The following is a 19,932-nucleotide window of genomic DNA, read 5'->3' on the forward strand; positions in this document are numbered from 1 at the left end:
TGCCGCCGGCTTAAAGTTTTTGAATATGAGTAATACCGAAAAAGTACGCGTAGATAAATATCTCTGGTCTATAAGGGTGTTTAAAACCCGCAGCCAGGCTGCAGATGCCTGCGACGGCGGTAAAGTGAAGATGAACGGCTCCTCTGTGAAAGCCGCTAAGCCCGTAAATCCGGGGGATAAATTTGAGATCAGAAGCGAAGCCCGTAAGTGGGTGATTGAAGTAGTGAGCGTTATCTCCAACCGGGTGCCGTATAGTGAAGCCATTAAACATTATATAGACAATACCCCTGATGAGGATAAACTGGCGCCCGCCTTTGTTGCCTCTGTGTTTCAGACAGGTAAGCGGCAGAGTAAGATTGGCCGGCCCACGAAGAAAGACCGGAGGAGTATTGAAGGGTTTATGGAAGGGGATGAAGAGGAGTAGTGTAAGACCTTGTTAAAGCATATGAAGCTAATCTGAGGGAAACCGGCTACAGCCGACCATTGGGCGACACATTAAAGTTTCTGTTGGACAAACCATTCAATATATAGCGGCAAACATGTACCTAAATAGTATGGTAAGTTCATAAGTAGATAGGGCTTTTTATTAGGGGTCATGGCTTGTTCTACCTTAAAAACACCAGCATACATACGAATAGCATACGGGTGATCTGCTGCGTCAATGAATTGATGAAGTGATTTCAAGCTCCCTGTACCACCTGATTTTATTTCTATAGGAATAACTAAATCATGATTGGTGAAAAGTAGGTCAACCTCTGCATTTGATTGTGTTTTTTCCCTAACCCAAAAATTAGGCTTATGGGCTGAAATACTTTGAAGAGATATAAGCTCCTGTGTTATTAAATGAGGTATAACAGCGCCTTTATAAGCGCTATTCAAATCATCCATAGCTAACATTTCTAATTGAATACCAAGAGAATAATTGACCAAACCAGTATCCAGAAACTGTAGACGTGGTGACTTCTTTAGATCTGTTTTTAGAGGTGGGTGCAAATCTGTAGTCGGATAAATCAATCGTATAATTTTTGCATCATCAAGTGTTCTGAAAGCTTCTCCTACCTCTCTTGACCGGTAGTTGGAATTTCCAAAACCCTGAAATTTTACACGTTCATCGAGATACAGCGGAGCGGTATCCATCAAGTGCTTAATAATTTTTCTTTCGGTATCATTAGACGTATACTTTTCCACGTCACTTTTATAGGTCCCCCAAATACTTTCATATATCCTTGGTAAATCAGAAAGATTTTGCTGCTGAACATCCATTTTTATTACTTCCGGCATTCCACCAATAATTGCATAGCGATGGAAAGTATCCATTAACAACTTATGAGCAACTGCCCTTACCGGAACTGTGTGTAAATGTTCTAACAACGCTTGTTTACCTATTGCTTCCAGGTATTCCTGAAAATTTAATGGATGGAGATATAAAAACTCCACTCTACCTACCGGAAAGCTTGGTACCTTTTGCATAGCAAATTCTAAAAGAGAACCGGCGCTGATCACATGAAGTTCCGGTAGTTCTTCATAGAAATACCGTAATAACTGGATAACTTTTGGACTCTCCTGAATTTCATCAATAAAAAGAAGCGTATCAGCAATAGCAGACGAAGGAATAGCATTTGCTAATAACAACGCTTCCAGAATAGTTTGAACGTCATCAAAATCTTCAAAATAACTCCGATCATTAGGCTTCTCCAGATTAAGTATAATTCTATACTGATAAGTCTTAGCAAAATCTCGTATCAGTGTTGTTTTTCCTACCTGACGTGCTCCTCTGATGATCAGGGGTTTCCGATTATCGCTTAACTTCCAAACATTAAGATATTTTTCAATATTTCTTTTAAATGACATGCCAGAGGATATTTTTTTCAAATTTGTCACAGAACAAGCCCAAATTTATTCTAATTTTGTAACAAAACAAGCCCTGTTTTGATCTCTTTTTGTAACAAAACCAGGGCAGCAAAAACGGCAGATACTGGGAGCTACCATACAAAGCGCCAGCATAGCGCCTAATGACTATATTCCGGATTAGAAAACACTTGTCCCATTATTACTTCTGTTTCCTACATGAAAATACAGTCTTATCCATCCGTGGCGGGTTATTCAAATCAAAACCATAGGCTTTTGATGTTAGATACCATGCCTGACGGAGCCGTTCAGCCAGCGAAAGGCTTAAATCGACATTATCCGCATCGGACTCAGCATATGTTTTGATCTTGAAGGCTGTTCTGTCAAATTTGTATGGCCCCATAAATACATGAATTTATTAATAAGTACCTCCACTACCGGGGATTCTCCCTTTTTTCTACAATTTCTCACTTTTGCGTAGTAATTTTGCATCCTCATTCTTAAACTAAGGATTTTCAATGCCTAAACAAAGCGACGTACTTACTGCCGATTTCCTTGTGAAAGTAGCAGAAGAATTTGGTACCCCGGTATATATATACCATGCAGAAAAGATTAAAACCCAGTATGAAAAGCTGCAAAAGGCCTTTCATAAGTCTGACACCCGCTTTTTCTACGCCTGTAAGGCATTGACCAACATCAATATCCTTAAGTACATCAATTCTATTGGTTGCGGCCTGGACACGGTGTCGATCCAGGAAGTACAACTGGGCCTCAGGGCTGGCTTTGATCCGAAGAATATCATCTTTACGCCTAACTGTGTAGACCTGCAGGAAATTATTGCAGCGAAAGACCTGGGCGTAATCATTAATATAGACAACCTCTCCATCCTGGAGCAGTTTGGCAACAAGTTCGGTGGCAGTTATCCGATCTGTATCCGCCTGAACCCACATATTATGGCGGGCGGAAATTTCAAGATCTCTACCGGGCATATTGATAGCAAGTTTGGTATTTCCATCCACCAGATGCGGCATATCGAACGCATTATCAATTCTACTAAACTGAAAGTAACCGGCCTGCACATGCACACCGGCTCTGAAATAAAGGATGTAGACGTGTTCCTGCGGGGCGTGGAAGTGATGTTTGAAATGGTGCAACACTTCCCTGACCTGGAATCTATTGACCTGGGCAGCGGCTTTAAGGTAGCTTACCAACAGGGAGATCCTGAAACAGACATCGACCTGCTCGGCAAAAAACTGAGCGAAGCGTTCAATAACTTTGCTAAATCATACGTACGCCCGCTGCAGCTGTGGTTTGAACCAGGAAAATTCCTCGTAAGCCAGAGCGGTTACTTTGTAGTAAAGGCCAACGTGATCAAGCAAACTACCGCCAACGTATTTGTAGGCGTGAATTCAGGCTTCAACCACCTGATCCGGCCGATGTTTTACGAGGCGTTCCACCTGATCCGTAATATTTCCAACCCGAAGGGCACGGAGCGGATCTATACAGTGGTGGGTAATATCTGTGAAACAGACACTTTTGGATGGGACCGTAAGATCAATGAGGTAAGGGAAGGCGATTACCTGGTGTTTTATAACGCCGGCGCCTATGGTTTTGAAATGTCCTCTAACTTTAACTCCCGCCTGAAACCGGCGGAAGTACTGGTAAAAGAAGGCAAACCACACCTGATCCGCAAGCGTGATACTTTGGAAGATCTGCTTAAAAACCAGATCGAATTGCAATAAATCTTCCGGATTTCCACGGATTCAGGTATTTGATTATCAGGTGTATACCAGATTTGACAAATACCTGAATCCCGGAATTCAATATTGATACAATATTTCCCCTACCTTTGCGTCTACATTAGTACCCTCCTCTGTTATTCCTGCAATGTTTTACTGTAAATTGTAATAAGAATTTATTACTGGCACTAAAAGGACAGCCTTTGGTTATAATTGTACGATAATATGAAAGTTTTAACTGCACACCCCGGTATATTTAACGATGATAAAGTAATTGAATCCAATATATCATTCGTACCCTTCCTCAATTATCTGAAGGAAAAGGTAACACATGAAGGAGAAGCCCGTTCGTCTTTCTATAAACTGATCATTGATAAATTTGAAAGTAACCCGGAAATACTCAAACCCATTCCCGGCAATGGTGATCTCAGCGCTTATAAGGAATACCTGGATCTATTGATAGCCGCCATTTTCCCGGTGACCACGGATTCCAGCAAAGACATCTATGGCATAGGCGTTCCGTTTAAGTTCGCCATCTTCCATTATTCTGATCTCTTTAAACAGCTATTTGCAGAAAACGGCTCCGAGTTATCGGCCGTTCCGGACGGCATTTCCATTGCACAGGTAAAAAAAGACAAGATCACCTGGTTATATAAACTGATCCTGGAAAAGGTATTCCACTTTCCCATGAACTATAAGAACGATATCATCCATACGCTGGAAACGCCGGATGGTGGTAAACGTTATGTGAAAGTAAATATTGATCCCAGGTTTGTAGATGTAAAGGTAAACGGTGAACTGCCGCACCTGAACTATGACATGTTCTGTTCCAAACAGATTACGCCGGATGCCCTGCAGGAGCTGTTGCCTACCAGCATGTTTTCTTTGGAAGGCTTTGTTATCTGGACCGTGAAAGATGTAACCCAGTCGGAAACGCTCAATAATATCAAGAGCCTGGTGATGAACATGCGTGCCAGTAACGAGGTGGAGAGCTACCGCACCCTGGAGAAAATGATCCCGGTTATTTTGGGCATACCTGATGTAACCGCCCACCTGGTACCTTTCCCCAAAGTGAATGGCAAGAACGTACTGGAAGAACAATTTTCCAATACCGATCCGATCCTGGGAGTTGGCAACAAAAAACAACAGCAACACTTTTTCCAGCTGCTGCTGGAACATGCGCAGCAAAACCCTGCGCCGCTGATTGTTCCGGATGTAAATGAGGCGTCTATTGCGCCCCACGCATTCCTGAAATATTTGCCAATCAAGAACATCCGGAGTTTTCTCATACTCCCGATCACCCATAAAAAGGAAATACTGGGCGTGCTGGAGCTGGCCTCCTCCACTCCCAACCGCTTGTCGGCTGACCCGCTGTGGAAGCTGCAAAACACCTATCCCCTGCTGGTGCTCATGCTGAACCGCAGCATGAATATCCTCGAGAACCGGCTGAATGAAGTGATCAAAGACCAGTTTACTGCATTACAGCCTTCCGTAGAATGGAAGTTTGTGGACGCTGCCTGGAGTTACCTACTGACACCCGAAGAAGAAAGAAAAGATATTGAAAGCATCAGCTTTGATGAGGTATACCCGCTTTATGGCGCTGTGGATATCCGCAACTCATCTGTACAGCAAGGCACCGCTATCCGCGAGGATTTGCAGGAACAGCTGGAACTGATCCGCGATACTCTTGAAACCATCGGTAAAACCATTCACCTGCCTTTACTGGAAGAACTGCAGTTTAAAACAAATGACCTGCTCGACAATCTCAGTAACAGCCTGCAGGCGGGCGAAGACCTGAAAGTGAATGAATTCATGGACCAGGAGATACAGCCTGTACTGGAACATCTCTGTGAAGATAATGAAGATCTGAAACCCTTACTGGCCAGCTATTTTGCCCAGATGGACAAATCGGAAGGACATGTTTATCATCACCGGAGGGAATATGAAGACAGTTTAGCCAGCATCAACACAGCCATCAGCCAGTACCTGGAGAAAGAACGCCAGTATATCCAGCATTCTTTCCCCTGCTACTTTGAAAAGTACCGCACCGATGGCGTGGAGTATACTATTTATATTGGCCAGTCGATTGCCCAGGAAAAGAAGTTTGACCAGCTATACCTGCGCAACCTGCGCCTGTGGCAACTTTCCTCTATGGCGCATATCGCAAGACTTACGCATAAACTGGGGCCTAAATTAAAAGTCCCGCTGCAAACCACGCAGATGATCCTGATGCACAGCGCTCCTATCACCATCAGCTTCCGCAGCGATGAACGCCGGTTTGATGTGGAAGGCGCTTACAATGTGCGTTATGAGATCATCAAAAAACGCATTGATAAAGTACACATAAAAGATACCGGCGAGCGGTTAACGCAGCCTGGTACCATTGCAATGGTATACTCTTATGTGAGGGAAATGGAAGAACTGAAAAAGTATATCACTTTCCTGCAAAGCAAGAAAATACTGTTGCCGGAAATTGAAATGCTGGACCTGGAAGAGTTACAAGGTGTGAGTGGATTGAAAGCGCTCCGCGTGAAAGTAAATATGGAAGCTCCGCTGTGAAGCGAGGATACGTTGCCCGTTGGGTGACACAAAAAAAGAGGCCGGCTCAAATGAGCCGGCCTCTTTTTTTATTTAGAATTTAAACCCAAAGGTTATGTAGGGTACTGTTTCTTCTTTGGAATGCCCTACCACTGCGGTAATGATGAGGGCGTTGATGGGCGCAATGTAAACGCCGCCGCCATATCCGTCGTGCCATACGTGGGAGGTTTCATTTTCCCGCCATATGCGGCCTATATCATTGAAGGCTATCAGCCCTACGCCTGCGGGCAGGAGATATGTTTTCAGGTCGAATAACTTCACGCGTATTTCTGTATTGTTATACACGCTGGCGTCGCCGGCAAAGCGGAAATTGCGGTACCCGCGCAGGTTTTGAACGCCGCCTACGGTGAGTGCCTGGAAGTACTCGTAGTTCCCCCAAAGTTTACCACCACCAAAACGGCTGACGATTACAAAATTAGCCGGGATGCGGAAGCTCATGTATAAGCTCAGATCCGATTGCAGTGAAGTAGTATTGTGACTGTTATCATTTACACCGAAGTTACCTGCGTAGGTGGTAGTCCACAGGATACCGCGGGTAGGAATGATCTTGTTGTTACGGGTATCGATAGTAGCCACTATTTTACCACCGGCATATGCTTTATTGGCGTAGATACCGGCAGAATCCAGGCCGTTGTCTTCGAAGTCGGTGATGAAACGGTCGTGATTCTCATCCTTATTAAAGGCGTAGTTATTGAATGTGGGACCATACGCAATGGTCATATGATTTCCTACGCTGGTACGCAGCAATGCTTCTGCTGTATAAAAGTTATACCGTGCGCGATAGTAGGAAATGGTTTTATTATCTGACTTATCGAATACGGTTTCGTTTCCATATCCGAAGAAGTTGATGGTATTGTTTGGCGCTTTTGCTCTTGCAAACAGCAGCAGGTCTGATTTCCCGATGACGTCTGTATATTCTCCTTCATAGCGGAAGTTCCAGGCGCGGGTGGCTACTGCGTGGGTGGCGGTGAACAGGTGTTTGGTGGAGAACGGCTCCCGGCGCCATGCGTGGCGGGTAATAGACAAGCCTACTCCAAGCAGCAAACCGTCGTCGCGGTTGTAGCCACCGGCCAGTAACGGCATTGTTTTTTCATATTTGAAAGCGTTGCGGTTATATTTGATATTAGCAGGATCGTTGGACAGGCGGCGTTGTTCATTGCCGGTGAGGGCGAAACTATCTTTGCCGGATCGCTGATCGTATATACGTATCCGTTTGCCCGCCCTGCTGGTGGTGCTGTCGATATAGGTATCTGCCTCCTTGCCGCCAATGAGACGTATGCGTATGGGTGTTGCGTTATCGCCTTTTATCACAAAGCGGTCGTTGCCACCCATGCCATATACATTTACTTCTTTGGTTACAGCAGGGTCGAAGGTGCGGGAGTAGATATTTTGCTGAACGGCTCCTTTCTTGCTGATCTTGAATATATCCAATGCTACTTTGCCACCGGGTTGTTTTTCCACGGAGATAAGTTCATTCTTTTCTGTGGCCGGCACGTCCACACCTTTAGCGAGGAAGCGGTAGTATTTCAGCATATTTTTTTCCAGGATGTTGCGGCGGGCAGATAATTTCTCTATCATCATAGGACCTACCAGCGACTGAATAGTATCTGGAAAAGCTTTTACAGCAGCGTTGATCGCACTGTCGGTCATCTTCTTTAACAGCTTATCTGTTTGTTTCTTCCAATCCTCTTCATCCATTTCGTTGAGGAAAGAGCGATCGAAGTAACGGGTGCTGAAGTTGAAGCCGTTGATATCCGGGATATCTTTCCGGAAGCCCTGGATAGCCGGCATGAACCATGGACGGGCAGCCTGGCGGGGAATAAAACCTCCGTTCAGGAAAAACGCCTGGTCGCGGTCGCGGGGTACCGGGTAATAAAATTCTTCTCCTTTGTGCTTTTCCTTATACCAGCGCCACTGGTCATCATGGCGATCGAAGTCCATGATGTACATATCGAAGATACGGGCGCGGAGCACGGATTTCTGGTCAATATGTTCATCATTGTCTCCCCAGATCTTTGCCAGCACCTTTGGTGTGTTGTAAGTTTTATCGTTGCTGCCGGTAACGGGTTCTCTTTCTTCAAAGAGGAATACTTCGTTTCCGTAGTCGTTTGCATAGATGCCGAGCGAGCTATCGGCGGGCAGGTATACAAAAGTGGGATTAGTGTGCGGCACACCGGCGGCTTCCGCCAATACGCTTACTGCCAGCGGGGCGTAGGGGTTAGCGGCGGAGATCTGGTCCTGTACTACTTCGCGGGCAATGGTTTCGCGCAGCTGTTCAGGAATGGCTGCCAGCGGGAACTTTTTCAGGGAGCGCATGGACCATTCGGTGCCGGTGCTGTCTTCCAGGCGGAGGGAGTGTGTTTGTTTTCCACCGCCGCGTTGCAGGATCTTCAGGCCGCCTTTAGCGGTTTTGAGGTCCAGTACCGGGAAGTTCAACGGGGTGGCCCATACTTTCCGGTAATTTTCTCCCAGCAATTTTTTATGAAAGTTAGAGACCTGCACATACTGTGTATCGGCGGCTACCCTGATAAAGGGAGGCAGTGATGCCGGCGGAGTATAGGTAAGCGCCTGTTGAGAAATATCCTGCAGGCGGAACAGGTTATTACTGAAAACGGGTTGTGCGCCGTTATCAGCCGTATAATACTGTACGCGCACGGTGCTGTCGGACATTAATTCAATGGTGCCAAAACCGTTATCTGTACTGGCAAAAAGGGATTTAGCGCCTTTTTTTACGCGGTTATTTTTTGCGCCGCTGCCACTTACCACGTAGGCGTTCTGCTGATCTTTTATAAGCTGGAGGGTGTGATCATGACCGGAAACAAATACAACGGGGCCATGTGGTTTCAGGGCTGCCTCCACTCCTTTGACCATCTGCTGGTACTTTGGATTGGGAATATCTTCCGGGGTACCAAAAACGCCGCGGGCGATGGGATAGATAGAACCTATCACCGGCAAAGGCACATACAGTGCGGGGCGCAGGTCTGTTAGCGGGAAAATATGTTGCTTGATCGTATAATATCCTCCGTGGATGCCGTAGCTGCGGAAAGGGTGATGGGTAGCAAATATGATCAGTTTGTTGCGGTTGGTGGCCACTATTTCCGACAGCCTGGTGAGGATCTCGTCGTTGTCTTTACAATCGCAGGAAGATTCCAGTCCGGGTTTCTGATAAGGGAACACCCACCATTCGCTATCCATAATGATGAGGGTGATATTATCAGAGATCTTTACTTCAATGGGGCCGGGGCATCCTTCTTTTGGTTCAAACTGTACGTTATCGAGGTGTTGCGAATCCACATACTGTTGCTGGTTGCGGATAATATCCCATCCATCGGGTTTGCTTTTGTCCCAGTCGTGGTTACCAGGAATAATATACCCCTGGGCTTTGGTACCGCGTACCAGGTTGATCTGGTAGTCGATGATTTCTTTGGCCACCTGGAACTTGCCGCTGGCGGAGTCGGGTAACCCGTGCGGATATACGTTATCGCCCAGGAAGAGGATGGTATTGCGGCTGTCCTGGAGGTCGAAGGTATTGCGTACGGCATCCACTACGGAGTTTTTGCCGTTGTCGTGCAGTTCTCCGGCGTCGCCGATAAGGATTACACGTTTCACTACCTGCGGCGACTGGGCGTAGGCGGCAGTACAGGTAACAATTAGCAGGGCAATATAGATGATGGTTGATCTGATCATTTGGTCTTGTAGGTAAATTTAAGAATATTGGCGGTACCGTCGTATCCGCCTTCATTGGAAATATACATATCGCCGTTTGGCGCGAAGGCCAGCCCTTCCGGTTGAAGGAACAGGCGGTGTTTAAGGTTGTAGGCTTCCTGCACATGACCCTGAAGATCGGCAATTACGAGCAGTCCGTTCACGGAGGCGATGATGTACAATCGCTTTTCGATGGGATGAATGGCTGCTGCAGATGGTTTGAAGAACCGCATATCAGAACCGGCCAGGCGGGCAATTTCCTGGTTATTGAACTTATAGACAGCTGTGGTATCAAATGTTTTGGTAGCCAGGTCGAAGCGGTAGGCGCTGGTTACGCCAAGGCGTTTATCATCTTCACAGTTCTTACAGATCATCACAATCCCGTTATGAGAAGGATCGTAGTAGGTGGTTTCAAATTCTTTCTTCCCGGTTTTAGGCATTTTGTGATGATCGCTGTAAACGCTGTCGGTGAACAGGCCGTGGACCTGGAACAGGGAGCCGTTGCTTTTCAGCACAAACCAGCCGCTATCTGTGTGACAGATATCTTCATAATCCCCGTCTTTTGCAAATTTAAAGTGCGGGTAAGGTTCCTTTGCCAATACGTCCAGCTGGTAGATGCGTCCTTCCTCATCGTTAATGGCCATGATCTTATGTTCATCGGGGAATAATTCTATACCCGAAATTTCCTGCATAGATTCCCGGACCCGGTAGCGTACCGGCTCTTTTAAATCGTAACCACGGGGGGAGGCGTATACTTTTTGTTCCCTGTCGCTCAGATTACATGACAGTAAGAAAAGGAGAAATATTAACCCGATGCGGACATCCATAGTGTAACTTTATGGCATAAAATTAACTCAAAAATGCAGTAACTTAGGCTCAATTTGCGATTTGTAATACGCGAAATAGCGAACATACCGTTATTAGTACGATAAAAAGTACAAAGTATACAGCGTATTTCGCAGTTCCTTATCTTAATTTTCGTCTTCCTTATGCAAAAGAATGCTATTATAGATGCAGCCCGGGACTATGTTTTAGCCCAGTATCAGCAACACCCGCGCCCTAACCTGGTTTATCATAATCTCGTACATACGCAACAGGTAGTACAGGCTGCCGGGCAAATTGCGGCTCATTACCGCCTGCAGGACGACGAATTAGCGGCAGTGTATGTGGCTGCCTGGTTTCATGACGCCGGGTATCTCCTGGGCGAAGGCAGTGCCCATGAAGAAAACGGCGCCAAAGAAGCCCTGCAATTCTTACAGCAACAACAGGCGCCTGAAAATGTTCAGTCGATGGTGCAGGGCGCTATCCTGGCCACAAAAATGCCCCAGTCGCCGCACAATCTGGTAGAACAGATTGTTTGTGACGCCGACCTCTCACACCTGGGGTCCAAAGAGTTCCCCGACCGGAACAAACTGCTCCGGCACGAAATGGAGCTTACCTACCAAACCGATATTCCTGCCATCAAATGGCTGAATACAAATATTACTTTTTTAACGGACCATCATTACTGGACCGACTATGCCCAAACTTTGTTTAAACAACAGAAAGAAGAGAACCTGGAGAAGCTGAAAAAGAAGCTGGAGAAAAAAACAAAAGAAGCGGCGGAAAATAATATCGCTGCTGTCACCGCCATTCCCGGTACAGACCTTTCCGGCGAGGCGCCTGCTACCGCCACTGAAAAGAAGAAAAAGGACAAGGGCAAGGACAAAGCCGGCAAATCGGAACGTGGCGTGGAAACGATGTTCAGAACCACTTCCACCAATCATATCCGGCTTAGCTCTATGGCCGACAGCAAAGCGCATATCATGATTTCGGTGAATTCCATTATCATTTCGGTGATATTGAGCGTGCTGGTAAGGCGGCTGGAAGATTATCCGAATATGGTGATCCCGTCCATTATTTTCCTTTTCACGGCAGTACTCACAGTCATCTTTTCGGTGCTGGCCACCCGCCCGAATGTAACCAGCGGCATCTTCACCAAAGCGGATATCGAAAAGAAAGATGCCAACCTCCTGTTCTTTGGTAACTTTTATAAGATGCACCTGGAAGAATACCAGTGGGGAATAAAGCAGATGATGGATGATTCTGAATTCCTGTACAGCAGCATGACCAGAGACATTTATTACCTGGGCGTAGTACTGGGTCATAAATACAAACTGCTGCGTATTTCCTATAATATTTTCATGTTTGGTCTTATCATTTCTGTATTCGCTTTCCTGATTGCAGCAATTTTCTTCCCGGTAAAAGCATAATGATTCATGGGTGTTCCTTTATATAACCGCGATCTCAGCTGGTTATCCTTTAATTACCGGGTGTTGTTGATGGCGGCAAACCAACAGGTACCACTATACGAAAGGATTAAATTCCTTTCCATCTTCTCTTCCAACCTCGATGAATTTTTCCGGGTGAGAATGCCGGCTATACTTACGATTAACCGGGTACTGGAAAATGATCCGGCAGCCGGTGAAAATGAATCGATCAGCAGCGATACCTTACAACAGGTGTTGCAGGAAATAAACCGGCAGCAACAGGAATACGGCCAGATCTTCACCGGCAGCGTGTTACCCGATCTGCAGGCACAGGGCGTACAATTGTATTATAATCAACCCTTCCAAACTGCTCATCTCTCCTTTACCAAATATTATTTCCTTACTACTGTACTGGCCTATTTGCAACCAGTATGGCTCAATGGGAAACATAAAAAATTATTTCTTGAAAATAACCAGCTGTACCTGGCGGTAACGCTGGTACCTGAAAATAATACGGGCATACAGGAATTTGTAATTGTGAATATTCCGGCCGACCTTCCGCGTTTTCAGCAGCTGCCGTCGCTGGATGGTATTCATTACATTGCTTTCCTCGACGATATTATCCGTGCTCATTTGTCCTACCTTTTCCCTGGCTATACGGTGGAAAGCTGTCACAGTGTGAAGCTTACCCGCAATGCTGAAATGGATATGGACGAAATGAAAGGCGATATCCTGGAAGAAGTGGAAACGTTGATCCGTAAACGTGAGTTAGGCGTGCCTACCCGTTTCCTGTATGATGCCGCCATTTCCCGGTCGCTGCTGCATTTCCTGGCCATCCAGTTTGATGTACAGGAGGATGAACAGGTGATGGGCGGACGTTATCATAACCTGAAAGACCTGGCTAACCTGCCTGCACCGGCAGGGTTACAACAGGTGGATTATCCCAAAGTAATACCTGCCGAAAACAAAGCCATTGTGGCTACCGACCGGTTGCTGGACCTGGTATTACAACAGGACCTGCTGATACATCTCCCCTATCAGCGATATGACTACATCCTGCGCTTCTTTAACGAAGCCGCCGCAGACCCGGATGTAGCGGAAATATATGTAACGCTGTACCGCATTGCTTCCGGTTCACAGATCGCACAGGCGTTGATCAGCGCGGCTAAGAACGGGAAAAAGGTAACGGTGTTTGTGGAACTGAAAGCGCGCTTTGACGAAGCCAATAATATCCGCTGGGCCAAGAAAATGAAGGATGCCGGCGTAAAGCTTATTTATAGTATTCCGGGCATGAAGGTGCACGCCAAAACAGCACTGGTAAAGCGTAACCGTGGCTACCAGTGGGATTATTGCGGCCTTATTGCCACCGGTAATTTTAATGAAAGCACCGCACGTTTTTATACCGATCATGTTTTGTTTACCGGGCATAAGGAAATTACCCGGGAGATGGAACTGCTGTTCCTCTACCTTCAAAGCAGGGAGCAACCAGCTGGTTACCAGTTTTTGCAGTTCCAGCATTTGCTGGTAGCGCAGTTTAATATGACAACGCGTTTTTCCGGGTTGATAGACCGGGAAATTGTTCACGTAAAAGAAGGGAAACCCGGCAGGATCATCATCAAAATAAATAACCTGCAGGAAAGAGGGATGATCAGTAAACTGTATGAAGCCAGTGAAGCAGGCGTACAGATAGACCTGATTGTGCGCAGTATCAATTGCCTGGTGCCGGATATCCCGGAAAGTAAAAATATCCGCATTACGCGTATTGTAGACCGGTACCTGGAACATGCGCGGGTATTCATCTTCCATAATAATAACCAGGAAGAAGTATATATGGGTTCGGCCGACTGGATGAACCGTAATCTTCATCGCAGGATAGAGGTATGTGTGCCGGTATATGATCCGGCGTTGCAGCAACAGCTGAAAGATATTGTTCTTTTGCAGTTGCAGGCCCCTGCCAAAGCCCAGCTGGCCATCCAGCAGTATGTGCAAAATATAGTGTAAATTAGATATCCTGATTAATTGTTTTTTTATGAAGAAGTTTGTTTGGACGTTGTTATTGAGTATAGCTTTTGCGATTCCTGCCACGCAGGCGCAAACACATGACCTGGAGCATATTTACAATCCTGCTGCCGATGCAAAGGCGGATATGGCAGCTGCGGTAAAAAAGGCAGCGAAGGAACAGAAACATGTGTTGCTGCAAATTGGTGGTAACTGGTGTATCTGGTGTAAACGATTATATAAATTTATAGAAGATGATGCCGAGCTGAAAGCGGCACTGAATGATAATTATGTAGTGTATCATCTTAACTACAGCAAGGAAAACAAGAACCTGCCTGTGCTGAAAGAGCTGGGTTATCCGCAGCGTTTTGGTTTCCCGGTGCTGGTAATACTGGATGCGAAAGGTAACCGGCTGCATACGCAGAATTCCGGGTTGCTGGAATCGGCAGATACCTATGATAAAAAGAAAGTGCAGGAGTTCCTGAAACAATGGTCACCCGCTGCGTTGCAGCCTTCCCATTATATCAACGAATAGCATCGTCATGGATAACGGCATTACCACTTTTAATACGGATGCTGTGCAATCTTTTCAGAAGTTTGCACAGCATCCGTTTAAGTTTTCGGCCTACCTGTTCTGGAAGCTGCCGGCAGCCTGGCTTTCAGGGGTACGGTTAAAATCGCTGGAAACCAATAGCTGTGTAACCACGGTTCCTTTCCGGTGGTTGTCGCAGAACCCATTCCGGTCTACCTACTTTGCCTGCCTGGCGATGGCTGCAGAACTCAGCACCGGTTTACCCGCCATGATGTATGTACGCAGCGCTCCGCGACGTGTATCCATGCTCGTTACCGGCATGGAATCTACTTTTGTAAAAAAGGCGACTGGCCTTACCACCTTTACCTGCTCCGAACTGCCGCTGCTGAGGGCTACTATAGAGCGGGCGTTAAATGATAATTCCGCTGAAACAGTAACCCTGCATAGTGAAGGCAGGGATAAAGACGGCATGTTAATTGCCTCCTTCGCGATCACCTGGTCGTTTAAATGTAAATCGTAAAATGTTGAACTCCGTTCACGCTAAATTTCAGATATGAAAATTGCATTTCATGGTGCCGCACGCACTGTTACGGGATCAAAGCACCTGATCACACTTAAGAATGGCAAAAAGATTTTATTGGATTGTGGTATGTTCCAGGGCATGGGTCATGAAACAGATGCTCTTAACAGGGACTTTGGTTTTGACCCGCAGGAAGTAACGTACATGGTGTTGTCGCATGCACATATCGACCATTCCGGTCTTATACCGCGACTGGTGAAACTTGGATTCAGAGGCGATATTTTCTGCACACCGGCCACCCGTGACCTGGCGGAAATACTGCTGCTCGACTCCGCCGAAATACAACGTGATGATGCGAAATACACCAACAAAAAAATGGCGAAAGAAGGACTTCCTTTTATAGAGCCGTTGTATAGTGTGGATGATGCCAAACTGGCCATTGACCGGTTGAAGCCTATGGATTACCGTACCTGGACGAACATTGACAAGGACATACAACTGATGTTCACCGACGCCGGGCATATTGTAGGCGCCGCGTCTGTACACCTGCGTATCACGGAGAACGGTAAAACAGAGCAGATCTCTTTCAGCGGTGATATTGGCCGCTATAATGATGCGATATTGAAATCGCCGGAGGTGTTTCCACAGGCGGATTACATCCTGATAGAATCTACCTATGGCAGCACGCTGCATGCAGACGCCGCTCCTGCTGATGCTGAGCTGCTGCGGCATATCCGGGAAACCTGTATGGAAAAAAGAGGGAAGCTGATCATTCCTGCCTTCAGTGTGGGCCGTACACAGGAGTTACTATATGCGTTGAACAATGCGCAACTGGCGGGTAAGCTACCAAAGGTTGACATTTTTGTTGACAGCCCGCTGTCGACAGAAGCAACTGCGGTTACCAAAGCGCATCCCGAAGTATTTAACAGGGAGGTGGCTGATATCCTGAAAAAGGATGATGATCCGTTTGACTTCCCCGGACTGCATTACATTAAAACGGTAGATGAATCCAAAGCACTGAATTTCCGCCAGGAACCTTGCGTGATCATTTCCGCATCGGGCATGGCAGAAGCGGGGCGTGTGAAGCATCATATCGCCAATAACATTGACAATGCCCGTAATACCATCCTGATTGTGGGTTATTGCGAGCCGCAATCGCTCGGTGGTAAACTGATGCGTGGGGCCAAAGAGGTTTCTATTTATGGTACCCGTTTCCATGTAAATGCGGCGGTAGGCGTGATCCGTTCTATGAGTGCGCATGGCGACTATGAAGATCTGGGCCAGTGGCTGGCGTGTCAGCAACCAAAAGAAGTAAAAAAACTTTTCCTGGTACACGGGGAGTATGATGTGCAGCAAATCTTCAAGGCATGGTTGTTTAAAAAAGGCTTCCAGGATATTGAGATTCCGGAGCGGCATTATGAAACCGGTCTTGCCTAAAATATTCCGGTAAATGGGAAGGCTTACTGCTTTCCCATTTGCTATTCTTCCACAAACGGGAACCACAGGTTGACTCTTGTTCCCAGTGCTTTCCCTTCTTCATCTGTCAGGTCTTCTATATCGAAGCTGGCATCTACATTAAAGCGGCTGTTATACAGTGAGAGGCGGTCGCGGGTAATTTGCAGTCCGCGGGATTGGTGGCGGGGTTTGCTCAGGCGCTTCATGGCTGCAGATTTTTCTCTTCCGATACCGTTATCTTCTATGGTACATAAAATGCGGTCATCTACTTTTTTAAAAGTGATGGTTACTTTGCCTTTTCCTTTATCGTGCAGTAACCCGTGCCAGATGGCATTTTCCACGAATGGCTGAATGATCATGGTGGGTACATCCACCATGTTGGCGTCGAGAGTGGGGTCGACGATGATTTCGTATTCAAACTCGTCGCTGAAGCGGAGTTTCTCCAGCTCCATATAATTTTCCAGCACGCTGATTTCCTGTGCTACGGTGGTATTATTGAGTTGTGAATTATCGAGTACGTTGCGGATCAGTTTTGCGAAGCGGCTCAGGTAGGCCAGGGCCTGTTCTGTTTCGCTTTTCATCATAAAGGTTTGGATAGAGTTCAGCGCATTAAAAATAAAGTGCGGGTTCATCTGGGCGCGCAGCGCTTTCATTTCCAGCTGGGCAATTTGTTGTTGAATAGCTTCGCGTTGTTTTGCTTCTCTTTTAATACCTGCAATGCGAAGCCGGTAGTAGAGGTATACCAGTGAACCTGCCAGCAGCAGGCATAATAGCCGGAACCAGGAGGTTTGCCAAAAGGCGGGTTTAATAAAGATCTGTAATGCAGTGATATGTTCAGAGAAGGTGCCCGCGGTATTTACGGCACGCACGCGGAAGGTATAATTACCGGGAGGCAGGTTGGTATATTTTGCTACCAGTAAATTATCTGTAAGCACCCAGTTTTCATCTACGCCTTCCAGCTGATAATAATAGCGGATCTTTTCTTCGTGGTATTGCAGGCTTTTAAATTCTATGCTGATAAAGTTTTGTTTATAGCTGAGTGTTACCGGCACACTGTCTTGCAGCGCGGCATGGATCAGCACTATACTATCGAGTGCTTTAAGGTTTACAATAGTAACATCCGGTGGTGGTGGCGCTACGCGCAGGCTGGTGGGATCGAAGGTCACAATATGATCAGAAGCGCCTACGAGCAGGTTGCCATCATCCAGTTTTACGAGGCGGCGTCTTACTTTGCGGGTGTTATCGATGATATCATCACCCTCGATGAAGGTTTCCACGCGGTTGTCTGCCACATGATAGCGATAAAATCCATATTGGGTGGTAAACCATATTTTGCCTGGCCCATCTTCTTCCATGCTCAGCACCCACTGATCGAACAGGTTAGTGTTGATGAGGAGCGGCTTATAGGTATGGCGCAGCGTGTTATAAACCCACAGCCCGTGATCGGTGCCAGCCAGTAATGTGGTGTCGTTAAAACGGCGGAGGGAGGTGATATTGCTGTATACTTTTGCATCCAGTTCAAATGTTTGCCGGTGGGTAATGCGGCGTGAGCGGGTATTGAACTGTATAAGGCCTGCACTGCTGGAGCCGAGCCACAGGAGGGAATCTCCATCCGGAACGATATCCATTACAGAAACGGGTCTTTTCAGGGAATCTGTTATTTCATGATAGTGTTGAAAAGTATTTTGTTGGGGGTTCCAGCTGGCGAGTCCCCGTTTGTATAGTCCTATCCAAACGGTGGTATCGTGTTGTGGTTTCAGGTTGAGTATTGTTTGTTCATAGAGTACGGGCGATGTGAGGTGTTTTATGAATTTCCCGGTGGCGGGATTAAACAGCGAGACGAATGCATTTTCCTGTCCGACGAGGATGGTCCCATCTTTCAGTTCTGCGAAAGTCCATACCAGTCCCCGTTCTTCCGGGAGTGTGTATGCGGGGTCGCCATTGTCGTGTACATAGTTGCGGATCAGTTCCAGGTTGGCATTTAAGCGGCTGAAGCCTTTTCCCCAGTATCCTATGTACACATCGCCGTTGGAAGCCTGGAAAACGCCGGTTACTTCCGTTGCCGGCAGGTGTTGTTGGGTGTTAGCGAAAGTGGTTCTGTTATCCAGGATACGGAATGTTTTGTTGTGCAGGCTAAGGATATTTATTCCCAGGTCGGTACCGATCCAGAGGTGGCCTTCGCGGTCGCTGAGAAAGCAATTGGCTTCGTAGGTATAATGAAATCCTTTTTCGTCTGCATTGTCGGCGGCGATGTTCAGATCAAAGCGTTTCAGTTCGCGGTTATAGCGGAATATGCCGCCTTTTTCGGTGGCTATCCAGAGATTTTTATCGCTGTCGGTTACCAGGTCGAAGATGGCATCATAGGCTTCATTATACTTTTTGCCTTCCGGAGCATCGAAGGTATAATGCGAGAGTTGGCGGGAAGCGGGATCGTAGTTGTATAAAAGTCCGTGTCTGCCGGCCAGCCATACCTGGTGATAGGGATCGGTAAATATTTTCTTGAAGGTATTATCGATGTTGAGTACCGGCAGTTGCTGCGGGTTATTGGCCGCATTGTATAAATTTTTCCGTTGGCGGTCAAGGATATATACACCGTGTTTTCCGCTGATCCAGAGGTTACCGCTTTCATCTTCCATGATGGCATCCATCATCTGGATGCGGACTTCTTCAGGGATGATGGACGCTTTCTGAAAGTGAAATAACTTTTCATCGAAGCGTAGCAGTCCGTCGTGCGTGGTGGCCCATATTACGCCATCGTGATCTTCCAGGATCTGGCTGCATTGCAGCCCCTCCGGCCGGACGTCCCTGCCGGCTACCAGGAGGGCTCTTACCTGGTCGGTGGCGGGGTCATATACCCGGATGTTATCGGGTGTTCCCATCCAGATGCGGCCTTTCCTATCTTCACAAAGGCAAATGTCGTCGTAATAGATAGAACCGGGTACCCTGTCGAAGCTGGCCACTGTTACCAGGTTTGTGCCGTCGTAACGTTGTAATGCGGTGCTGGCAATCCAAATAAACCCTTTCCGGTCCTGCATAATGGCGGAAACGTGATTGCTGGCCAGCCCGTTGCTGATATCGAGGTGGGTGAAGTTGTAGGTAGCATTTCCCCGTTTCTGGGCATTGGCGTTGGTGAGGGACAATATCATCCACAGCAGGTAAAAGCTATACCTGACTACAGTTTGCCATCGTTGGTCGTGTGCCTTTATAGGACCATTAATCATTTCAGTTTCAGGGAAAGGAGTGCTGTTGGAATAAATGTACTAAATGTTGTTGTGAATTTGTTGCAGG

At 46.8% G+C, this 19,932-nt stretch carries 12 protein-coding genes; 8 read left to right on the plus strand and 4 right to left on the minus strand.

Annotation, left to right across the window (positions count from 1 at the left end; all coding sequences use genetic code 11):
• Positions 1-25 precede the first annotated feature (25 nt).
• Positions 26-424: an RNA-binding S4 domain-containing protein gene (locus AB6805_RS30970; protein WP_370913314.1), complete on the plus strand. Its 399-nt coding sequence runs from the start codon at positions 26-28 to the stop codon at positions 422-424.
• 71 nt (positions 425-495) lie between these two features.
• Here the strand turns inward: AB6805_RS30970 and AB6805_RS30975 are convergent, their stop codons facing one another.
• Entirely contained in the window at positions 496-1,851 is a 1,356-nt protein-coding gene (locus tag AB6805_RS30975) for an ATP-binding protein (RefSeq protein WP_370913315.1), read from the minus strand.
• Between the two features lie 515 nt (positions 1,852-2,366).
• Between AB6805_RS30975 and lysA the strand changes: the two genes are divergently transcribed.
• A complete protein-coding gene (lysA, locus tag AB6805_RS30980) occupies positions 2,367-3,590 on the plus strand; it encodes a diaminopimelate decarboxylase (RefSeq protein ID WP_370913316.1) in 1,224 nt (407 codons plus the stop codon).
• A 222-nt stretch (positions 3,591-3,812) separates the two neighbouring features.
• Entirely contained in the window at positions 3,813-6,146 is a 2,334-nt protein-coding gene (locus AB6805_RS30985; RefSeq protein WP_370913317.1) for a GAF domain-containing protein, read from the plus strand.
• Positions 6,147-6,218: 72 nt separating this feature from the next.
• Here AB6805_RS30985 and AB6805_RS30990 read toward each other — a convergent pair whose 3' ends face one another.
• Both AB6805_RS30990 and AB6805_RS30995 read right to left on the minus strand, forming a co-directional pair.
• On the minus strand, positions 6,219-9,872 hold the full coding sequence (locus AB6805_RS30990; RefSeq protein WP_370913318.1) for a BamA/TamA family outer membrane protein: 3,654 nt from the start codon (positions 9,870-9,872) through the stop codon (positions 6,219-6,221).
• A complete protein-coding gene (locus AB6805_RS30995) occupies positions 9,869-10,717 on the minus strand; it encodes a hypothetical protein (RefSeq protein WP_370913319.1) in 849 nt (282 codons plus the stop codon). Before AB6805_RS30995 ends, AB6805_RS30990 begins: the two co-directional genes overlap by 4 nt.
• A 162-nt stretch (positions 10,718-10,879) precedes the next feature.
• Here AB6805_RS30995 and AB6805_RS31000 point away from each other — a divergent pair, with 162 nt between their 5' ends.
• The 5 genes from AB6805_RS31000 to AB6805_RS31020 are packed head-to-tail and all read left to right on the plus strand — an operon-like array spanning position 10,880 to position 16,626.
• Positions 10,880-12,142 (plus strand): Pycsar system effector family protein, encoded by a 1,263-nt coding sequence (locus AB6805_RS31000; RefSeq protein ID WP_370913320.1) that lies wholly within the window; start codon positions 10,880-10,882, stop codon positions 12,140-12,142.
• A gap of 6 nt (positions 12,143-12,148) precedes the next feature.
• Positions 12,149-14,140, plus strand: coding sequence for a polyphosphate kinase 1 (ppk1, locus tag AB6805_RS31005; RefSeq protein WP_370913321.1), 1,992 nt, complete (start codon positions 12,149-12,151; stop codon positions 14,138-14,140).
• A gap of 28 nt (positions 14,141-14,168) precedes the next feature.
• Positions 14,169-14,672, plus strand: a complete 504-nt coding sequence (locus AB6805_RS31010; RefSeq protein WP_370913322.1) for a thioredoxin family protein — start codon at positions 14,169-14,171, stop codon at positions 14,670-14,672.
• A 7-nt stretch (positions 14,673-14,679) separates the two neighbouring features.
• Positions 14,680-15,189, plus strand: a complete 510-nt coding sequence (locus AB6805_RS31015) for a DUF4442 domain-containing protein (protein ID WP_370913323.1) — start codon at positions 14,680-14,682, stop codon at positions 15,187-15,189.
• 33 nt (positions 15,190-15,222) lie between these two features.
• The gene (locus tag AB6805_RS31020) at positions 15,223-16,626 is read left to right on the plus strand and encodes an MBL fold metallo-hydrolase RNA specificity domain-containing protein (protein ID WP_370913324.1); all 1,404 of its coding nucleotides are present in this window, start codon (positions 15,223-15,225) and stop codon (positions 16,624-16,626) included.
• Between the two features lie 41 nt (positions 16,627-16,667).
• Here AB6805_RS31020 and AB6805_RS31025 read toward each other — a convergent pair whose 3' ends face one another.
• Positions 16,668-19,865, minus strand: a complete 3,198-nt coding sequence (locus AB6805_RS31025) for a two-component regulator propeller domain-containing protein (RefSeq protein ID WP_370913325.1) — start codon at positions 19,863-19,865, stop codon at positions 16,668-16,670.
• Between the last annotated feature and the right edge of the window lie 67 nt (positions 19,866-19,932).

The sequence above is a fragment of the Chitinophaga sp. RCC_12 genome (assembly GCF_041360695.1).
GTDB lineage: Bacteria > Bacteroidota > Bacteroidia > Chitinophagales > Chitinophagaceae > Chitinophaga.